The following is an 18,093-nucleotide window of genomic DNA, read 5'->3' as shown; positions in this document are numbered from 1 at the left end:
TAGACCCCACCGGCACAGGCCGCGCCCGATGGACGATGCGCTGGAAACCCGTTCTCAACGCCTTCGCCATCACGTTCGGTGACCGCTGGCCGGGAGCTGACACCTATTGATCAACAACGCCGGAAACCGATTATGGGATAGACCCAGACCTTTGGCTATCCGCGCCCACGGGAAGAATATACTTCCTATGGCGGCGAGTTCGCCGAGGGTTGCGCCGCGTACGGAGACGGGGAGGTCTGCGCATATGTCTTCGTCGGTGTATTCGGCGCAGTATGCGTCTCGGAACTGGAGGGCTTGGTTGGTCATGTCGGGGGCGTCGCGCAAGTCGCCGTATCGCTGTTGTAGCCAGGTTTGCCGCTGCTTGTCGTCCATTGCGTTGACGTCGTCGGGTACTGGTATGGGGTAGGCGGGAGTGGCGTTGCGCGGTGACTGCAGCGGGTGGCTGGCCTGGACGAGCTCGCTGGGTGCGGCGGTGGTGTTTTTGACTTGGCCGAGGAGGGTTTGGGCGTCGGTGGTGAGGGATTCTTGGAGGCGTTTGTAGCTTTGGTTGACGTCGTTGATGGGGTCGCGGTAGTCGGATGCGCGACGGGAGGGTAGGTCGGGGTCGGTGGATACGGGTGCGGTTGTCGAGCCGCCGTACAGCGGGACGTACATGGCGTGCGGGATGGGTGCGGGGTTGGTGAAGGCGGCGTGTCGGTTTGCTTTGCGAGCGGCGATCGCGGGGTCGGGGCGAGGTGCGCTGCCGCCACCAGCTCCGCCGCCGCGGCCGTTGCTTCCGCCGCCGCCGGTGGTGAAGGAGCCGCCGCCGGATCCGGTCCAGTCGCCGTGGAGACCGACTGAGCCGGCGCGGGACCCGCACGAGGCGAACGTGAGGATCGAGGTGCAGCAGCCCATGGCTTTCGCTTCGGGCGAGAGTCCGCCACCGCAGCCCGCACCGCCGCCACCGGACGGAGGCGGGGGTAGGTTGATTCCGCTGCCGGCGGCACCGCCTGGTTGGTAGGGGTAGCACAGCGGTGTGTGGTGGGGCGGAGGGCCGGGGACGCAGTAGATCGGTGCGTGGCCGGTGGGGTCGGTGTAGTTGGTGGGCGAGCCGAGGCCGTAGGCGTAGCGGTTGGCGAGCCCGGACGGGCTCGCGGGCAGGGTGACGCTGTCCCGGCTGGTGAAGGCGCCGGTTGAGGGGTCGTACCAGCGGGCGGTCATGTTGACCTGCCCGGTGTCGGGGTCGGTGTAGTCGCCTTGGTAGCCGATCGGGCGCTGGTCGCCGGTGGTGGCGATGGGGGTGCCGAACGGGTCGTAGGCGGTGCTGTCGGCGACCTGGGTCAGGGGTGTTGTGGGGTCGAACCCGGCGATGACGTCGCCGTGTTGGTCGGACATCGTCAGGCGGGTGTCGCCGTCGGCGTGCAGGGCGAGGAGTTCGCCGGAAGGGCCGCGGCTGAAGGTGGTGGTGCCGTCGGTGGCGAGTTCGTTGCTGGCGCCGGTGTAGGTGAAGGTCTGCCCGTTGCGGGTGGCGACTCGGTCCAGTGCGTCGTAGGTGTAGTTCGTCGCGCCTTGGCTGGTCAGGCGGTCGAAGGCGTCGAAGCTGAACGACTCGGTGTCGGTGCCGGTGGTCTTCGAGGCCAGGGTGCCTCGTGGGGTGTAGCTGTAGGCGCTGGTGCCGTCGGTGAGTAGGCGGTTGCGTTCGTCGTACTCGGCGGTCGTGTTGTTGACTGATCTCGACCTCGCCTGCGGCATCCGAAATGACAGTCTTCGACCGGCTACCGTTTCGCACATTCGCCGACTCGCGCTCGGACTCGGCCCAGTTCTTCTCATGCCCGAGATGCTCGGTCATCTCTTCGTTGAGCGCGGTCTCCAGCACGTTCTTGGTAAACAGCTTCAACAGGCCGTCCGGGCCGGTCAACGCCAACCCCCGCGCCTTGGCCACGGCCACCATCGCCGCCGCAGCGGCCTGCTCCGGCGACAACTCTCGCGCCGGCTTCTCACTCTTGCGTGGACTCACAAGGTCCGATGTCATCACTCACAGTGCCCATCCCGCCGGACCTTCCGCCGGCGTGTCGGGCCGGACACACCGATCTTGGAACAGTCCCCAGGGCGTCGACCTCCGCGTCAACTGAGGGAGCTGCACGGGTCCTATTTTCTGTCTGTCGGCTGGTGGTGGGGCCTACTGTGCTGACGTCTGTTGGACATGCGTACCAGTTGCGCCTTCGAGGGGACGCCTTTGCTGTCGACGACTACGAGCATGTAGTCACCGGGCGGTGCTGCGGCCTTGTTGTCCGGGGCTGTTGCGCGGATCGACCATTTGCCGCCGGTCTGGTAGGGCTGGGAGACCGTGAGCCACACGTACCGCTGCTCCATGTTGTTGCCGTGGGTCGTGGCTCCGAGACGGATGAGGGCGACCTTCGAGTGCGCGTCCAGGCTCGGTCCTTGCGCGAGCACGGTGAACGTCGCACCGTGATCCACGGTGATGATGTTTCCAGGGGAGGGAGCAATGACCTTGTCGATCGACGGTCGCGGTCCGCGCCACAGGTAGGGCGGTTGGTAGATCTCGGCGTCGTCGCGGCTCCGGAACCACTTCTGCGTATCGTCCTTCGATGGTCCGCCGAAGCCGCCGTTACTGCCCGCCTTGAGCACGGTGCCGTCGGGCAGCAGGAGAGCCACCGAGTGGTAGCGCCGCTCGGTGGTGGCGGTGGCGGCGAGACGGAACGTCTTACTGTTCGGATCGAAGATCTCGGCCGCCTTGACCGGTTCCGAGTTGTCGTTGGCCCATCCTTTCTGCGCGCCGCCGGTGACCAGGATCGTGCCGTCGGCCAGCAGTGTGGCGTCGCACAGCACCCGGGCCCGCTCAGCTTTCACCGAGCGCCACTGTCCTGTGTGGTTACCTTGATCGTCCAGGGCCAGTTCCAGCAACTGAGCATGGGTCGCGGTTCCCTGAATCGCTACTTCCGGCTTCGCTGAGTCGTCCTGCGGCAGGGCATTGTACTGGGATATCACGTTCGTGTAGTTGGTGCTTCCCTCCTTCGTGCCGCCGACGGCGAGGATGGCCATGTTCCTATCGCGGGGGTGCAGTGGCAGCATCACCATCGAGCCGTACCAGGGGTAGCTGCGGGATCCTGGCCTGGTCATGTAGAGGGGCTTCTTGCCGCGCTTGATCACTCCGCCGGTCTGGTAGGTGTGCAGCCAGGCCCGGTTGGTTTCCACGACCGCGATCATGGTGCCGCTCTTGCCGACGGGTAGGACGAACACACCAGGGTAGGTCGCCAGCGGCGGAGCATCCTTGGGCAAGTCGACCAGCATCCGGGCTTCGCTGACCTTCTTACCGTCGTACACGACGTAGGTGTTGTGGATGTTCCCGAAGTAGTCCGAGTCGTCGAACCACAACCCTTCTCGGCTACCGCAGGAAATCAGCATCCGGCCGTCCGGCAACGGTGTCACTGTGGGGTACCACCGGACCTCCTCCATGCTCTCCTTGAGCGGCGTCCATCGGGGCGACGCCTTCGGGTCGTAGCAGTGCAGGAGATTGCCGTTGTCCTCAAGTTCGTCGGCGGCGTGCACATGCCCGCCGGCGACCAGCAGACGGCCGTCCGGTAGATGGCTGGCCCCGCTGCAGAAGATGTTGCTCGTCAGGGGTTTGGTGGTCTTTCCGGGGTTGACGTCTCGGGTGGTCCACTTCGTCAGGTCCAGCGTCCTGGATTCCGGATTCGTCATGGCGTTGACGTCCCAGCACCACCTGTCGTTGGTTCCATCCCACTTCGGGTTGAGCTTGAGATTCCCGTCCTCGTCGCGTTTCCTGGGTGGTGAGTACATCACCACCTCGGGCCCGTCGGGACCGCGCATCAGCGCCGCGTGGACGGCGACGATGTCTAGGCCCAGCGGTGTTTTGTTCGGGCTCTCGTGCACCCATTGTCCGGCGGTGGGCTCAATCCACGCCTCTACCCGCAGGCGGCCGTGACCGTCACTGACGGTGATCCAGTCAGCGGGTTGAGAGTGCGGACCGACCTTGTGCGGCACCACCCACACGGTGACGGGCGCGTCCTTTGTCACCTGCACGTCCACGCTGGCTAGTCCGCCGCCGTCCAGCCGGTCCAGCCCCACCGTGGTGTACGCGGTCTCGCTCGAGACCCGCAGGGTCCTCGTCTCGGCCGACGTCGTGCTAATGAGCAGGGGCACTGGTTCACCGGGCACCTGCTGGACGGCCGAGTTGTCGATCCTCAACGACAGCCGCTCGGGCCGGACGCTCACCGAGGGCCGACCGCGGTCATCGTGGTCATCGTGGTCACGCCGCCGGTGATCAGCGGTGGCGACGGCCTGCGAAGCGAGCAGGCCGGCACCCGCGACCACGGCACCGTTCACCACCATAGCTCGGCGGGTCAACGACCTGTTGTGTTCTTCTGCTGTCGGCACACCAGCTTGTGCGTCAATGAATTCAGGCATGTCCCCTCCCTGGGGATACGATCATTGGCTGTTGTGGGCAGGAACGCAGGAACGGAAGGCTCGGGGCGAAGAAGTACTCAGCACCTCGAAGTTCGACCCAGTTGCACTCCTTTGGGTCCTCCCGCCAGTTACCCCCGACCTGAAGCTTGAACTTGCCCTCGCCGCCGTACTTGTTGGGCCATTGCTGTACCCTTTTATCCACCTTGCCTGCGTGGTTTACCTTGTCCTTGTCGTTCGGCTTTTTCGGTTCGCCCTTTCCCTGACCGATGACCGGATCCAAGCCGGTGTTGGCTTTGGGGAAACCGAGCCAGTTGGCCCAGCTCTTCTGCATGAACGCGAACTGGTTCACGATGGAGGACTGCGCGCACAGGAACAGCAGGCCGACATCCGTGCCGGACTCGTAGGTCATGCCTCGGCGAGCGATGCGGTGTGTCCGCTCCGCACGCCGGTCCCGGGTGTCCCCGCGTGGGTTGGTCTTGCGCACGTGTGCCTGGAATGGGCACCTCACGCCTTTCGTGTCGGCGGTGTAGTCGAAGTCGTCGACACGACCGCCTCCGGGCGTGCTCTGCGTGACGACGGGCGTACCGTCCCGGAAGCGGCCCATGATGTATGCGTTGGCCAGTTCTGTGTAGTACTTGCCCTCGTGGGTCCCGTCCTGCTTCTTGAGCTGCTTGGCCAGTTCGTTCCTGGCCTTTGTGAAGCGGTCGACGTGCTGGCGGAGCTTGCGGTAGACGACGTAGGACCCGCAGGACTGAGCCTCGGGATTCGCCGGATCCTTCGGTTCCTCGACCAGCACCAGACCCAGTGGGGCGCTCGGATCGTTATGGGCAAAGCCCGATGCGGGACGTGCCTTCTCGATGTCCTTCTTGAAGAACAGCGGGTCGGTGATGCCGTCGAGGAACCCGAAGTGCTCTCGTGGTGGTTCGTCCAACGACCGCTGGCCCTCGTCGTCGATGCGGAGGGCCTGTCCCTTCTCCTCGAACAGCCGGGTGCCGGCACCGGTCTTCGCCAGGAGGTCGAGCACCTTCCTCACCTGCTCGTCGACCTTCCGGGGATCGTCCTCCGCCACCATCACGACGGCGTGGACCTCCTTTTGGAACCCGTCCTCCCAACTCTTGCAAGGCGGGTCGTTCAGGTCTCCCGCCTTCTTCTTGGCGCCTGCCATGAAGTACTCGTCGTCCGGCTTCCTCAGCTTGAGCTTGTCGTATCCGCACTTCGACAGCAGCAGGTTCACAAAAACGGGACTTCTGCCGCGCACGGCGGCCTTCGCCTCGGTGACCTCCCACAAGGTTTTCTTCCGTTCGGCCGCGGCCATGCCCTCCGCCCTCGCGCGGGAGTCCTCCCACTGCTTGTGGGCGCAGGTCACCCAGTCGGCCAGCCGTGCCAGGAACTGCCTGCCCGCTGCCACGTCGTCGTTGAACTGGACGAACAGGTGCGTGGTGTGATCCCGGCCGTGGCTCTTGAGAACGTTCCCCTGGACCTCGCGCAGCAACCTGTCGACACTGCTGTTGGTGCCCGGCTCGATTCCCGCCTCGTTCTCACGGGTCAGCAGTTCCCTGTAGTTGATCGTTGTCGCCGTGGTCATGAAGGTTCCTTCGCTGAGATGGGAGAGCAAGCAGCCGTAGCCCTGCTCTCGCGGACTCCGGTCACAGTGGCTGTCCCGCGGCCAGCTTGCGCAACGTGCTCATCGACGGGGCGAACGCGTACACCGCGCCGCAGGTGAGCACGGGACGGTCGAAGGTGAGCGGGCAGGTAGTGCCCTTCACGGTGACCTGTCCTCGCTTACCGTCGTTCATCGCACCGATCAGCGGATCCGTGCCGGTCGGTGCGCTCCTCTGACCAGGGTTGAACATCTCGTTGTTCGCCCACGCCTTTTGTTGGAATTCGAACTGCTCTGTCAAGGATGCGCAGTAGGCGACGAACAACAGTCCTCTGTCGACAACGTCCGGCATCTCACCGGTCTGGTAGGGAAGCCCGTAGGGGATACCGCGACGGATGATGCGGTGGCGCTTGAGCTGTTTGAAAGCCGCGCCGTCCGGCACGAGCTTCGCCTCCTCTGCGGTGTCGTTGTGCCAGGCTCGAGGGTTGGTCTTGCGGACGTGCGAGTAGCAGGGCGTTCGGTCGCCCGTGCCGTCGGCGTGGTAGTCGAAGTCGTTCTGGTCCGACCCCCAGCCCTTGAACTCGTTGATCGGACGCGCCAACGGCCGGCCGTCCGGATGCCGTCCCACCATCAGTGCGGCGGCATCCTCCTGGTCGACGCCGACCGCCTTGGCCAGTGCCGCGGCGGCGGCCTTGAACCGTTGCACGTCCTGGCGGAGTTTGCGCAGGACGTGGAAGGACCCGTTACGAGCCCACTCGGGCACCGCGGGAGCCGTCTTGCCACCCGGTTCCTTCGGCCAGCCCAACACGAACTCACCCGGCTCGATCAACTCGGTCCCGGGGTGTCCTTCTCGCTCTCCGTGCCGCTTCAAGTCCTCGCGGTGGAACTGCCGCACGCCCGGCTGTGACACGCCGTCCTTGAACCCGAAATGCTCGTGACCGCGGCGCTCGCCCGGCAACGTGCCACCCAGGATGCCTTCCGTTCTCGCTCCGGTCGACGCGTCCACGAGGTCCAGCAGACCCTCGCGTTCCACCAGGTGCTCCACGTCGTCGGCGGACACGACGACAAGCGCGTGCGGAGTGTGTTGCTCGTCGGAGCCGAACTGCCAGTACCGGGGACCCGACTCACCGACATCGTGCAGGGCATCGGCACGGTGGAAGGCGTTCATGTGCTCGGCACCGAAACCCAGATCCTCGACCCCGGGCTTCTTGATGGCCTCCTCCCACTTCGTCTTGCCGGCGAGCAACTCGAGTCCCCGGTAGGTGAGCGACAGCGAGACCCAGACCGCCTTCATGTCCTTCGGGTCGGCCTTCTCGACGCGGCGGCGCAACGAGAACTGCTCGTTGAACTGCTCGACGTCGGCGGTCACGGAGATGTGCCCCAACATCGCCAGCAACCAGCGGCGACCGCGTTCCGCGTCAGCGAACCACACCAGGCGGTACGTTTCGTGGTCCTTGTTGAACGCCGCCAGGACGTTGCCCTGCACCTCCCGCGAGTACCGCAGAGGGCGCTTCTCGACGTCACTAACCGTCCGCGGCTGCGGCACCTCGGCCTCGGCCAGCAGGAGTTCCGCGCTCAGATCGGTCATGCTGTATCCTTTCCGCGCTCCGGTATTCCGAAGAAAATCAGGAATTCCACATCTACGATGCGATCGGAGAACATTGACCGGGCACGAGCATGCTCCTCACCCGTTGTGCCATTGACGTCCTCCCCAGACGACGATTGCACGAACCAGTTTCACGGCAGAGCCCGGTCTGTCTCGCGCAAACTGCGCCGTCCCGGCGTCAACCGGCAATCTGTGTCCGCGTGTACGTCAAAACCCTGCCACGGGTCGACGGTCTCCACCAGAAGGCGTGCGACCGATCCCCACTCCGAGGTCGAGGATCACTCCCACGACCCGACGATCACTTGCCCACGGTGAACCTCCAGCCCGAATGACACTCGGCCGAGTGCTTCAGCGAGCTCGTGCAGGTGTGTAGCGATCTTGCCCAGGATCTCCACGCGTAGCAGTTCCAGCGCGACCACCGCGACGGCGGCCACCGGCTCGCACTGCGGGCGCCCGCCAGCGGATCGGCGACCGCAGTACAGATCGCCACGCAGCTCGAGGCGCTGTTCGCAGGCCAGGGCGTCGATGCTCGCGCCGGTACCGAGCGCTGGGGCGCACCTCGTTGACTCTGCGCGGTCTACGGCCGGCGCCCGGAATGGGAACCGGCGGCCCAGGCGGCAGGCCGTCATGGAGGGCTCCGTACGGGATGTCGCGGTGGAACTGGCCGAACGAGGCCAAGACATTGGCCCACATGTGGTGGCGTCGGTCGAGGCCAGGGTCAGCGAAGCGCGACAGCGCCTCGGACAAACACGCCCAGCGCGACGCCGTGCTGCTGACACCAGCCGCATGACGAGGATGTCGGCCCGGTTCCGGCACAGCGGGTTCACGCACGGTCACACAAGCTGGCAGCCAACGAGCGATGGTCGCACGTGGGCGCGCTGTTCTAGGGTCGAGTCGGGCGCCTCGCATACCCCTTACCGACGCGGACTCCATTCTCGGTATGCGAAGAAGGACATCTCATGAGTTCGAAGCAATCCCGTCTTTCCGACGCTCACTATGGCTATGACTTCGTCGTGGCCACGACCCAGGCGAGTATCAACGGGACGGTGAAAGAGTACCTCGCTGCTGTCACCCAGCCGACGACGACGGCGCGCTTCGTTCGCCGACAAGAAGGGGAATCCGGTCGCGATCGATCACGGCGAGTTGGTGAAACAGTGCGATGAGTTCATGCCACGAGGATCAGCCCCGCTCGCGTGGGGACGACCCTGCTCGCGGTATTCGGTCTGGTCCAGCATTGTGTACGGGTGGTCAGTGACCGAATCGGGTGGGCGATGAGCCGCTGCATGTGGCCGAGCTTGGGGCCGGCGTCGACAACCGCTCGTGCACCGCGCTTGCAGCGGCCAACAATGTTAATCAAAACTTGGCAATGTGCGATTACATCAAATATTACTGCGGCTGGTGCTCATAGATGTAGTTAACCAATTCACCGACTGTCAACAATTCGCCGATTTCGTACTGAATTTTCATTTCGTAATATGATTCCAGATGCTGAATCAATCGGACCTGGTCAAGATCGTCCAGTCCCAGGTCATCCGCAAAATATGCGTTGGGTCGGCACTCAAGGCCACTAATGTCGTGGACCTCCATCAACGCACTACACACAGTGCGCAATATCTGGGCTGGTGTGTCCTGCTGTGCTTGCTCGGCAATGAGGACAACTCCGTGATCGGAGCTAGCGCTGGCCGAGCCTGTTGCGGCAAGCATCGACACTGCGGCCATGGCAACAATCAGCGCGCTCACAACTTTATACGGCCAGGTAGACATGGGTACCTCCAACATTCGATTGGACCGAGCAAGGGTTGGCCGAAAGCGACTAGGTAAACACGCACCACCAAGGTTCACCCGACCGTGTCACTGAACTATGCCCCGCCCCGGGTTTGATGGAGACATCGAACACCCGGAGGAGTCACTGTCATGGCGGCACGACGGAAGTACCCGGACGAGTTGCGTGAGCGGGCGACGCGTTTGGCGGTCGAGGCCAGGCGTGACCCTGCGTCGGCTGGTGGGGCGATCAAGCGGATCGCCGACCAGCTCGGTGTGCATCCGGAGGCGTTGCGGACGTGGTTGAAGCTGGCGCTCGGGTAGGTGAGCGGGTGACCGTTCGTCGAATGGTCTGGTGGGTGTTGTCCCCTGAGGGCGGGTTTTTCGGAGTTCAGAGGTGTCCTGACCTCTACTCGCCCGGGAGCAACCCTGATGTCTTCACTTCCTGTCGACCGGAACCTGCCGTCAGCCAGTGCGGCGTTCGGGATCGCCGAAACCGACCGCGACCGTGCCATGGACCACGACACGGACCACGACACGGACCACTCCGAGGACCGTGCTGAGGGTTGTGGCGCGGATTTGGGCGTGGCGGTGTTCACTCCGGCGCAGGCGGCGGCGGTGTTGCAGGTTCGGGAGTCGTGGCTGCGGCGTCGGGCCGCGGAGCGTCGGGTGCCGTGCACGATGCTGGGCAAGCATCTGAGGTTCTCCCGCGCGGATCTCGACATGATCGTCGCGGACAGCGCGCGCCCGTCCCGGACCCCGCGGCGGGCGCCTCGGGTTGGTGGCGGTTCGGTGGCCGCTGGTGGCGTTCTGGGGTCATCCGTTCGGCGGTGATGACCACATACCCATTGCCCTTTAACGGCAAGGAAGCGTCCATGTCCTGTGCCCGCCGGCCGGCGGGCGACCTAGCGACACAGGGAGAAACTGATGGCTTGGGTGGAGAAACACGGATCGGGATACCGGATCCGGTACCGGCTCCCGGACGGGACGTTGACCTCCGAGACCGGGTTCGCGACCCGCAGCGAGGCGGCCGCGCGTGCGGGTGATGTGGAGGCCGAGCAACGGATCGGGACCTTTGTGGACCCGCGGCTGGCGCAGACCAGCGTGAGCGAGTGGATCCGGCTGTGGTCCGAGGCGCATGACGTGGGTGCGGGGACGTGGGGCAAGTACGACTCGCACCTGCGCAACCACATCCTCCCCCGGTTCGGGGCGATGAGCCTCGGGGAGATCAACCGGATGACGATCAAAGCCTGGGTCAAGACCCTGCGGCGATCGCTGGCCGAACCCACCGTGATCGACGTGGTGTCGCTGCTGTCCACGATCCTGTCCGAGGCGGTCGACGAAGGACTGATCGGCGCCAACTCCTGCCGACGACTGCGGCTCAACACCGGCGACCGCACCGAACGCCCCCACGCCACCCCACAACAGATACGCGACCTCACCCACCGGATGAACCCCAGCGACGCACTCCTCGTGCTCACCGCCGCCTACACCGGGATGCGGTGGGGCGAACTCGTCGGACTGCAGTGGTCGCGTGTCGACCTCGACACCGGGAAGATCCACATCAGCCGGGTCGACGGGGCGCTGCACGAGATCAACGGACACCACACCCTGGGAAGGCCGAAGACACCCGCCAGCGTCGCACCATCCACCTCCCGCGATTCCTGGTCGACCGACTCCACACCCACCGGCAAGACAGCGGGAAAGCTCAGGCGGTGTTCGCCGCGGCGGACGGGGGCTGGCACCGACGCTCCAACTTCCGCAGACGAGTCTGGCTACCCGCCGTCAACGGCAACCAGGCGCGCGGCTGGACGCCCCTCGCACCCGGACTGCACTTCCACGACCTCCGCCACACCCACAAAACCTGGCTCATCGAAGACGGCGTACCCGAGGTGCTCCAACACCAGCGGCTCGGCCACCGGCTCGACGGGATCCGCGGCGTCTACTCCCACGTCACGCCGGCGATGGTCGACGCCATGCTCACCGGACTCCAGACGCGGTGGGAGCAAATTGGGAGCAGGAATACGGGTGACCCCTACCAAACAACAAAGGTAGTCAAGATCAGTTGCTCCCAAAATGCTCCCACAGACGCCAAACAGCCCACCGGTGATGATCACCAGCGGGCCGTCTGACCTGCGTATATTCTGGGTGGGCGATACTGGGATTGAACCAGTGACCCCTACCGTGTCAAGGTAGTGCTCTCCCACTGAGCTAATCGCCCGAGGCGGAGGCGGGAATCGAACCCGCGTACAGGGCTTTGCAGGCCCTTGCCTAAGCCACTCGGCCACTCCGCCGGCTGCCCGAGCGTATCCCGGGCGGGCCAGGCTCGGACCGAGGGGCCAGGATTCGGTCCTGGGGAGACCGACCCCTCTTCGAGCGGACGACGGGACTCGAACCCGCGACCCTCACCTTGGCAAGGTGATGCGCTACCAGCTGCGCTACGTCCGCAGACAACCCACACCCCCGAGGCACTTTCCGTTCCCCGAGGTGCGAGCGAAACTCTATCCGACCCGCCGAACCGCGCTCCAACCGGGGGTTGCCTTTCGGCGAACGCTCAGGTCAGGTCGGTGGAGATCAAGTGGGTGAGAGCCTCGTCGACATCCACCCACAGGTGCTCGTTGCCGGGCACCACTACGTCGTACGTCCGGTCGAGGAAGTCTGCCAGCTCTTGCGCTGACGCCTCGAACACGGCGTGGCCGGAGGGGCTGCTCAGCTCGATCACGACGACCTCCGGGTCGTCGACCGCCGGGCGGATTCGCACATCCCCATTGCCCGCTTCGGCTATCAGGCCGTCGGCCAGGAGGTCGCGGGCGAACACCCACTCCACCCAGCCCGCACGGCCGGTGCGGAACGCGGCCACGACCGCGTACGGGTCGCGCGTGTCGTAGCGCAGCTCGACCTTCACCGGGACCGCGGGCGTCCGCGGCGCCAGAAGGTCGAACACCGCCGTCGAGCGGAGCGTGACGTGGTCGTTGCGCATCGTCGCTACCCTTCTCTCCCTTCCCAGCCACTTGAACGACTGAGTACCTTCTATGTGACGGGCGGGGCACGTCTTTCCGTCACTTGTGCGCCATAGTTCACCCGTACGGGTCAACTAGTTCAGCTCTTTGCGCGCGGTAGACGACACTCCGTGAAGGTACTCCTGGCTCCTCCCATCCTGGCAAGAGCCAGTCGCGTTTCGGCAGCCTCCGGCCCGAACGTCGCTCGTGCCACCAGGGCAACTTACCGCAGGACCAACTCCGGACAAGCCTCCTCGAGTGGCGTTCGTCACGAAGACGAAACCAGGCCGCGAACAACGCCCGTCGCTGCGCCGAGCAGTTCGTCGCGTGGCGGGCTCACGTCCAGGGTGCTGCCGTGTTCGTCCCGGCCCAGCGGCTCGAGGGTGTCGAACTGGGAACGGAGCAGCGCGGGTGGCATGAAGTGCTCGCGTGCGCGCATCCGCGCGTCCAGCAACTCCTCGTCGCCGTGCAGGTGCAGGAAGTACGTCTCGGGCACCGGGCGACGCAGCACGTCCCGGTAGGAGCGCTTGAGGGCCGAACAGGTCACGACCGTCGACCTTTCGGCGGCGCGCTGGTCGGCCATCCAGTCGGCGAGCGCCGTCAGCCACGGCCAGCGGTCGTCGTCGGTCAACGGAGCACCGCCGCTCATCTTCGCGATGTTCGCCGGCGGGTGGAAGTCGTCGGCCTCGGCGAAGCGCAGGTCCAGCTCGTCGGCGAGGTGGCGGGCCACGGTCGTCTTGCCGGAGCCGGCAACGCCCATCACCACGAGATGGAAACTGGTGGTCAAGGAGCTGCTCCGTTCGTCGGTACGCTGAGGAACATGGCGACGCTGCACGAGGAGGTCCTCGCCAGGCTCGGACCGCTGATCATCTCGGGGTCCCTCCCCCCGGGCGCGACGGTCAACCTGGAGTGGGTGCAGCAGGAGTTCAACGTCTCCCGCACGGTCGCCAGGGAGGTCGTCCAAGTGCTCGCCTCGATGCGCCTGGTCGCCAGCCGTCGCCGCACCGGCGTCACCGTGCTGCCAGAGGAACAGTGGGACAACTACGACCGCGCGGTCATCCGGTGGCGGCTGGCCGGGCCGGAGCGCGGGCGGCAGCTGCACCAGCTCTCCCAGCTGCGCACCGCGATCGAGCCGCCCGCCGCGGCGCTGGCCGCCCGGCACTCCGACGCCCGGCAGCGGGACCGGATCCTCGAACTCGGCGCGGCCATGGAGTCCGCCGGTGCGGCCGGGGACCTGACCACGTTCCTCGAGCACGACATCGCCTACCACCGGCTGCTGCTCGAGGCCTCGGGGAACGCGATGTTCGCCGGCCTCGCGCACGTCGTGGAGGAGGTGCTGCGCGGGCGCACGCTGCACCACCTGATGCCGACCCGGCCCAAGCCAGAGGCCCGCCGGCTGCACCTGGTGGTCGCCGAGGCCGTCGCGGGCGGTGAGGCCGAGGTGGCCAGGGCCGCGATGACGGCGATCTGCGTCGAGGTGGCCAGCGAGATGGGTCAGGTGTCCGGGCAGGACACCTGACCGCGACCGGATCAGGTCACCAGCCACAGACCGAAGGCGATCACGAACGCCGACAGGCCGAGCGTGGTCTCCATCACCGTCCAGGTCTTCAGCGTGGTCTTCTCGTCCATTCCGAACAGCCTGCTGACCAGCCAGAAGCCGGAGTCGTTCACGTGCGAGAGCACGGTGGCGCCCGCCGCGATGGCGACCACGATCAGGGTCAGCTTGAAGTCGCTCAGGTTGGCGTCGGCGACCGCGCCGGCGATCAGCCCACCGGTCGTGGTCAGCGCGACGGTGGCCGAGCCCTGGGCGACGCGCAGCAGGGTCGCGATGATGAACGCCTGCAGGATCAGCGAGATGCCGAGATCGGACAGGCTGTTGCTCAGCGCGTCGCCGATGCCGCTGAGCTCGAGCACACCACCGAACATCCCGCCGGCGCCGGTGATCAGGATGATCGCGCACACCGGCCCGAGCGCCTTGTCGACGATCTTGGTGACGGTCGCCATCGACGCGTTCGGGCGGCCGAGGACGAAGATCGCGACGATGACCGTGATCAGCAGGGCCACCGGCGTGACGCCGAGCAGGCTCAGGAAGCCGACCCAGGCCTGCCCCTCGGCGAGCACGCCGGTGTCGACGAGCGTCGAGAGCACGGTGTTGAACGAGATCAGCACCAGCGGGATGATCAGCAGCATGAGGACGGTGCCGAACGACGGCGGCCGGCGGGTGAGCTTGTCCTCGTCGTCGCCGTCGGCGTCGCGGCCGTCCTCCACCTCGCCGAAGATCACGTCCGGGACCGGCACCACGACCCTGGCGCTGAGGAAGCGGGTGACCAGCATGACGCCGACGTACCAGGCCACCACCGCGATCGGGATGCCGACGAGCAGCGTGATCCCGACGTTCGCGCCGATCAGGTTGGCCGCGGCCACGGGCCCGGGGTGGGGCGGGACGATCGCGTGCATCGCGGCGAACGCGCCGGCCGCCGGCAGCGCGTAGAGGAGCACGTTGCCGCCGAAGCGTCGCGCCACGGTGAGGATGATCGGGACGAAGACGACGAGGCCGGCGTCGAAGAAGATCGGGAACCCGAACAGCAGGGACGCGATCCCCAGCGCCAACGGGGCGCGTTTCTCGCCGAACCGGTTGATGAGGGTGTCCGCGAGCGTTTGCGCACCGCCGGTGACCTCGAGCAGCCGGCCGAGCATCACGCCGAACGCCACCAGTAGCGCGACTCCGCCGATGGTGTCGGCGAACCCGAACATCAACACGTCGGGGATGTCGCCTGGTTCGAAGCCGACGACCACCGCCGTCAGCACGCTGACCAGGACCAGCGCGATGAAGGCGTGCAGCTTGACCTTCATGATCAGGAACAACAACACGGCCACGGCACCGGCCGCCATCAACAGCAGCGTGACCGTGCCGAACTGGGGTTCGATCGCTTCCACGGCAACTCCTTCGTCACCCGCGCCCGCTCTCGGGCATTCTGCGCGCACACCCTGCCGCAAAGGTAGTACCTTTGACAAGAGTGACGAGGTGCGCGCGATCACCGCGGCCGTGGCGGCCAGGTCCCAGCCCGGCGCGTACCGGCTGGGACACGTCGGTGAGCTCGTCGTCGTCGAGGATGAAGTCGTCGCTGGCGGGGTGCAGCTTGACGCCGGCCGCGCCGCCGTCCAGGCAGCGCGCCAGCTCCTTGTCCGGGTGGTCGCCGGGCGCGAGGCGGCAGAACGGGACCAGTGCGTGGTCGTGCGCCGCCGCGTCGAGCACCGTGTCGTTGGGCGCCCGGTAGCCGTCCGGTTCGCTCGGCGGGAAGCCGGCCGAGGTGGGTGTGCACGTCGAACGGGTCGACGCCGGGGTACCGGGTGACCAGCGCGTCGAACCAGGGCCGGAGGACGTCGTCCGCGTACATCGCGCCCGGATACCCGGCACGTCGTCGATCAACCTCGGTCGTTCGACGGGCGAGGAAGGACCCCGTTCACGCCGTGACCAGGACCTTGGTCGCCCGCCGATCGAGCACCGCCCGGTAGCCGCGGTCGATGTCGGGCAGCGGGAGGGTCGACTCGGGCAGGTAGCGGCGTACGGGGGCGAGGCCACCGGTGAGCGTCACGTTGCGCAGGAAGCAGCCGAAAAGGTCGAGCTCGCCGTGCGGTCCACCGACCATGCTGACGACCCCACCAGGGGCGCACACCGCGGCGGCGGTGGTGATGGCGTCCTGCTCGCCGACCGCCTCCACGACGAGGTCGGCGCCGACACCGCCGGTGATGTCGATGATCTGGTCGTGAGCCTCCGGCCCCCGCGCGACGACGAGGTCGGTGGCGCCGAAGTTCCTGCCGATCTCCAACCGCCTCTCGTGGTGCCCGAGCAGCAACACCCGTTCCACTCCCGCCCGGTGCGCGGCGAGCACGGCGCACAGGCCGACCGCGCCGTCGCCCACAACCGCGACGGTCGACGGGACCGGCCTTCCGGACGCGTGGATCGTGTGGTGCCCGGTCGCCATGACGTCGGCCAGCGTGAGAACGGCTGGCTGGGCGGCGCACGGCCCTCGGGCGACCGCCCGCTCCAGAGCCCTACTCCGTCCGTTGCGTGCCACAACTGGCGGGCGCCGCGCGGTCCGCGCTCGACTGGGCCGAGCGGGTCGTTTCGCGCGACCTCAACGGTGTGAGCGACAACCCGTTGTTCTTCCCCGATGAGGACCTCGTCGGCCACGGCGGGAACTTCTTCGGCCAGCCGGCGGCCTTCGCCCCGGACCTGTTGTCCATCGTCGCGACCCAGCTCGGCAATCTCGCGGAGCGGCAGTTGGACCTGCTCGTCGATCCCGTGCGCAGCAGCGGCCTGCCACCGATGCTGTCCCCAGCGGGGTACCGAACCGGCGGAACGTTCGGACGAGGCGTCGCACTCTCCCAGACTGGTCGTAGCGCGCCGGCACGACAAGGGTGCTGCCTCCGGCCAGCGACGAGGTCGAGACCCGGGTCGTGGTCGGCGCGATCCACGACCGGATGTCCCGCGTACACCGGGACACCCTCGTGTGCCGGCGGGCACGGTGAAGAGCCGGTTGCACAACGCCCTGCGCGCCCTGCGCGCCGTGGTCCCGGAGCAGCGGCTCGACGCGGCCTGACCTCGTCCGGGAACCGCGCCGGTACCGTTCAGGGCAGGGTCGTCGAGGGATCCGGCGACGATCAGAGACTGGATTGGGTAGTTGGTGATGGGAATGGCAGTGCTGACCGGCAAGGTGATCCGCTTCGACGAGGTCCGCGGTTACGGGTTCGTCGCCCCGGACGACGGCGACGAGGACGTCTTCCTCCACGTGAACGACCTCGGCTTCGACAAGAAGCTGCTCACGCCCGGTACCCGCGTTCGGTTCGTCGCCGAGGAAGGTCACCGTGGGCTGAAGGCGTCCCGCGTCCAGATCGTGGACGGTCCGAGCACCGCAGCCGTAGGGCAGAACGTTCCCGCCGGTGACGCCGGTGACGACGGCATGTGCGACATCATGTCGACCACCGAACTCACCACCGAGATCACCGAATCCCTCCTCGCCGCGGTACCGACCCTCACCGCCGAGCAGATCGTGCTCGTGCGACGAAGCGTGCTCGCCATCGCCACCAAACACGGGTGGGTCGAGGACTGAGCTCCGCGGCGCGGCCGTCACACGGATCTGTCACAGGGCGCGTCGACCGCGAGTTCTTTGAGGACGATCTCCCGGTCGGCCTGGTGATGTGGACCGACGAAGTAGCCATTTTCGCGAGTACTCGCGCCGGCCGGCCTCCCGCCACGCGACTCCTTCGAGCAACGCGGAACGGGCCTGGCGGTAGGCGGCGCCGAGCATGGCGAACGTCAGTCGTGCCTCGGCATGAGCCTCGGCGGCCTCCCGCCACTGTTCCAGCCCGGCATGACACGGGCCGATCTCGTCGAGCACCATCGCCCTCAGCCACCGCCGCGTCGGCGTGCTCTGGTCGTCGCGCCGGTCCAGCTCGGTGAGCACACCGCGGAGCTCGCTCAGCGCGTCCGCGAACCGACCTGTCGACCGCGCTCCAGCTCCCGCGACGCCCGCACACTCATCCCGGAAGCCCGCGCCAAAGCCTCCTGCGACAGTCCCGCGGACCGCCGATACCGCAACAACAAACCCCCGAACGACAAGCCCGCCGCCGACTCGCCCGCCTCACCCACGACCAGTCGCCTCCACCCGCATGGAGCATTGCCTACCGGAAGGCAC

General features: G+C 66.6%; 16 protein-coding genes, 3 tRNA genes and 3 pseudogenes. 7 read left to right on the top strand and 15 right to left on the bottom strand.

Going from position 1 to position 18,093, the window contains the following annotated elements; all coding sequences use genetic code 11:
- Positions 1–69: 69 nt before the first annotated feature.
- From JT362_RS21155 to JT362_RS21130, 6 genes and pseudogenes are all read right to left on the bottom strand, one after another.
- Positions 70–1,731, bottom strand: coding sequence for an RHS repeat-associated core domain-containing protein (locus tag JT362_RS21155; RefSeq protein WP_511261447.1), 1,662 nt, complete (start codon positions 1,729–1,731; stop codon positions 70–72).
- Positions 1,691–2,011, bottom strand: a pseudogene (locus tag JT362_RS21150) (transposase); the annotation flags it as partial. The pseudogene JT362_RS21150 and the gene JT362_RS21155, both read right to left, overlap by 41 nt.
- A gap of 116 nt (positions 2,012–2,127) precedes the next feature.
- On the bottom strand, positions 2,128–4,428 hold the full coding sequence (locus JT362_RS21145) for a galactose oxidase-like domain-containing protein (protein WP_260193216.1): 2,301 nt from the start codon (positions 4,426–4,428) through the stop codon (positions 2,128–2,130).
- Complete coding sequence (locus tag JT362_RS21140) at positions 4,421–6,013, bottom strand: Dyp-type peroxidase (RefSeq protein WP_260193215.1); 1,593 nt, start codon at positions 6,011–6,013, stop codon at positions 4,421–4,423. The genes JT362_RS21145 and JT362_RS21140 overlap by 8 nt, the downstream gene beginning before the upstream one ends.
- Positions 6,014–6,074: 61 nt before the next feature.
- A complete protein-coding gene (locus JT362_RS21135; protein WP_260193213.1) occupies positions 6,075–7,616 on the bottom strand; it encodes a Dyp-type peroxidase in 1,542 nt (513 codons plus the stop codon).
- Between the two features lie 1,404 nt (positions 7,617–9,020).
- Positions 9,021–9,398, bottom strand: a complete 378-nt coding sequence (locus JT362_RS21130; RefSeq protein WP_260193211.1) for a phosphopantetheine-binding protein — start codon at positions 9,396–9,398, stop codon at positions 9,021–9,023.
- A 150-nt stretch (positions 9,399–9,548) separates the two neighbouring features.
- Here JT362_RS21130 and JT362_RS21125 point away from each other — a divergent pair, with 150 nt between their 5' ends.
- The 4 genes and pseudogenes from JT362_RS21125 to JT362_RS21120 all read left to right on the top strand — a co-directional run bounded on the left by JT362_RS21125 (position 9,549) and on the right by JT362_RS21120 (position 11,527).
- Positions 9,549–9,719: a transposase gene (locus JT362_RS21125; RefSeq protein WP_260193209.1), complete on the top strand. Its 171-nt coding sequence runs from the start codon at positions 9,549–9,551 to the stop codon at positions 9,717–9,719.
- 108 nt (positions 9,720–9,827) lie between these two features.
- Positions 9,828–10,229: a helix-turn-helix domain-containing protein gene (locus JT362_RS35645; RefSeq protein WP_375546536.1), complete on the top strand. Its 402-nt coding sequence runs from the start codon at positions 9,828–9,830 to the stop codon at positions 10,227–10,229.
- A 93-nt stretch (positions 10,230–10,322) separates the two neighbouring features.
- A pseudogene (locus tag JT362_RS35640) lies at positions 10,323–10,649 on the top strand (tyrosine-type recombinase/integrase); the annotation flags it as partial.
- Entirely contained in the window at positions 10,553–11,527 is a 975-nt protein-coding gene (locus JT362_RS21120) for a tyrosine-type recombinase/integrase (protein ID WP_375546538.1), read from the top strand. The pseudogene JT362_RS35640 and the gene JT362_RS21120, both read left to right, overlap by 97 nt.
- Positions 11,528–11,544: 17 nt before the next feature.
- On the opposite strand, the gene JT362_RS21115 is transcribed toward JT362_RS21120, so the two are convergent.
- The 5 genes from JT362_RS21115 to JT362_RS21095 form a co-directional block, all read right to left on the bottom strand.
- Positions 11,545–11,616: transfer RNA gene (locus tag JT362_RS21115), tRNA-Val, on the bottom strand.
- A gap of 1 nt (position 11,617) precedes the next feature.
- Positions 11,618–11,689, bottom strand: a tRNA-Cys gene (locus JT362_RS21110).
- An 81-nt stretch (positions 11,690–11,770) separates the two neighbouring features.
- Positions 11,771–11,843: transfer RNA gene (locus JT362_RS21105), tRNA-Gly, on the bottom strand.
- 106 nt (positions 11,844–11,949) lie between these two features.
- Positions 11,950–12,375, bottom strand: a complete 426-nt coding sequence (locus JT362_RS21100) for an SsgA family sporulation/cell division regulator (protein ID WP_075123646.1) — start codon at positions 12,373–12,375, stop codon at positions 11,950–11,952.
- Positions 12,376–12,662: 287 nt separating this feature from the next.
- Complete coding sequence (locus JT362_RS21095) at positions 12,663–13,181, bottom strand: gluconokinase (protein ID WP_260193207.1); 519 nt, start codon at positions 13,179–13,181, stop codon at positions 12,663–12,665.
- Between the two features lie 33 nt (positions 13,182–13,214).
- Here JT362_RS21095 and JT362_RS21090 point away from each other — a divergent pair, with 33 nt between their 5' ends.
- Positions 13,215–13,913 carry a FadR/GntR family transcriptional regulator gene (locus JT362_RS21090; RefSeq protein ID WP_260193206.1) on the top strand — a complete coding sequence of 233 codons (699 nt, stop codon included), beginning with the start codon at positions 13,215–13,217 and terminating at the stop codon, positions 13,911–13,913.
- An 11-nt stretch (positions 13,914–13,924) separates the two neighbouring features.
- Here JT362_RS21090 and JT362_RS21085 read toward each other — a convergent pair whose 3' ends face one another.
- Genes JT362_RS21085 through JT362_RS21075 form a run of 3 tightly spaced genes read right to left on the bottom strand, consistent with a single transcriptional unit; the run spans position 13,925 to position 16,317 of the window.
- Positions 13,925–15,331: a GntP family permease gene (locus JT362_RS21085; RefSeq protein WP_260193205.1), complete on the bottom strand. Its 1,407-nt coding sequence runs from the start codon at positions 15,329–15,331 to the stop codon at positions 13,925–13,927.
- Positions 15,332–15,344: 13 nt separating this feature from the next.
- On the bottom strand, positions 15,345–15,824 hold the full coding sequence (locus tag JT362_RS21080; RefSeq protein ID WP_260193204.1) for an amidohydrolase family protein: 480 nt from the start codon (positions 15,822–15,824) through the stop codon (positions 15,345–15,347).
- Positions 15,825–15,858: 34 nt separating this feature from the next.
- Positions 15,859–16,317: a zinc-binding dehydrogenase gene (locus JT362_RS21075; protein WP_260193202.1), complete on the bottom strand. Its 459-nt coding sequence runs from the start codon at positions 16,315–16,317 to the stop codon at positions 15,859–15,861.
- Positions 16,318–16,466: 149 nt separating this feature from the next.
- Here JT362_RS21075 and JT362_RS21070 point away from each other — a divergent pair.
- Both JT362_RS21070 and JT362_RS21065 read left to right on the top strand, forming a co-directional pair.
- Positions 16,467–16,679 (top strand): annotated as a pseudogene (locus JT362_RS21070) (aromatic amino acid lyase); the annotation flags it as partial.
- A gap of 412 nt (positions 16,680–17,091) precedes the next feature.
- Positions 17,092–17,508, top strand: a complete 417-nt coding sequence (locus JT362_RS21065) for a cold shock domain-containing protein (RefSeq protein WP_311202734.1) — start codon at positions 17,092–17,094, stop codon at positions 17,506–17,508.
- Positions 17,509–17,538: 30 nt separating this feature from the next.
- Here JT362_RS21065 and JT362_RS21060 read toward each other — a convergent pair whose 3' ends face one another.
- On the bottom strand, positions 17,539–17,862 hold the full coding sequence (locus tag JT362_RS21060; RefSeq protein ID WP_260193200.1) for a hypothetical protein: 324 nt from the start codon (positions 17,860–17,862) through the stop codon (positions 17,539–17,541).
- Between the last annotated feature and the right edge of the window lie 231 nt (positions 17,863–18,093).

It is taken from the genome of Actinophytocola gossypii (assembly GCF_025165815.1).
GTDB classification, from domain to species: Bacteria; Actinomycetota; Actinomycetes; order Mycobacteriales; family Pseudonocardiaceae; genus Actinophytocola; species Actinophytocola gossypii.
This window is presented reverse-complemented; position numbering and strand designations above follow the sequence as displayed.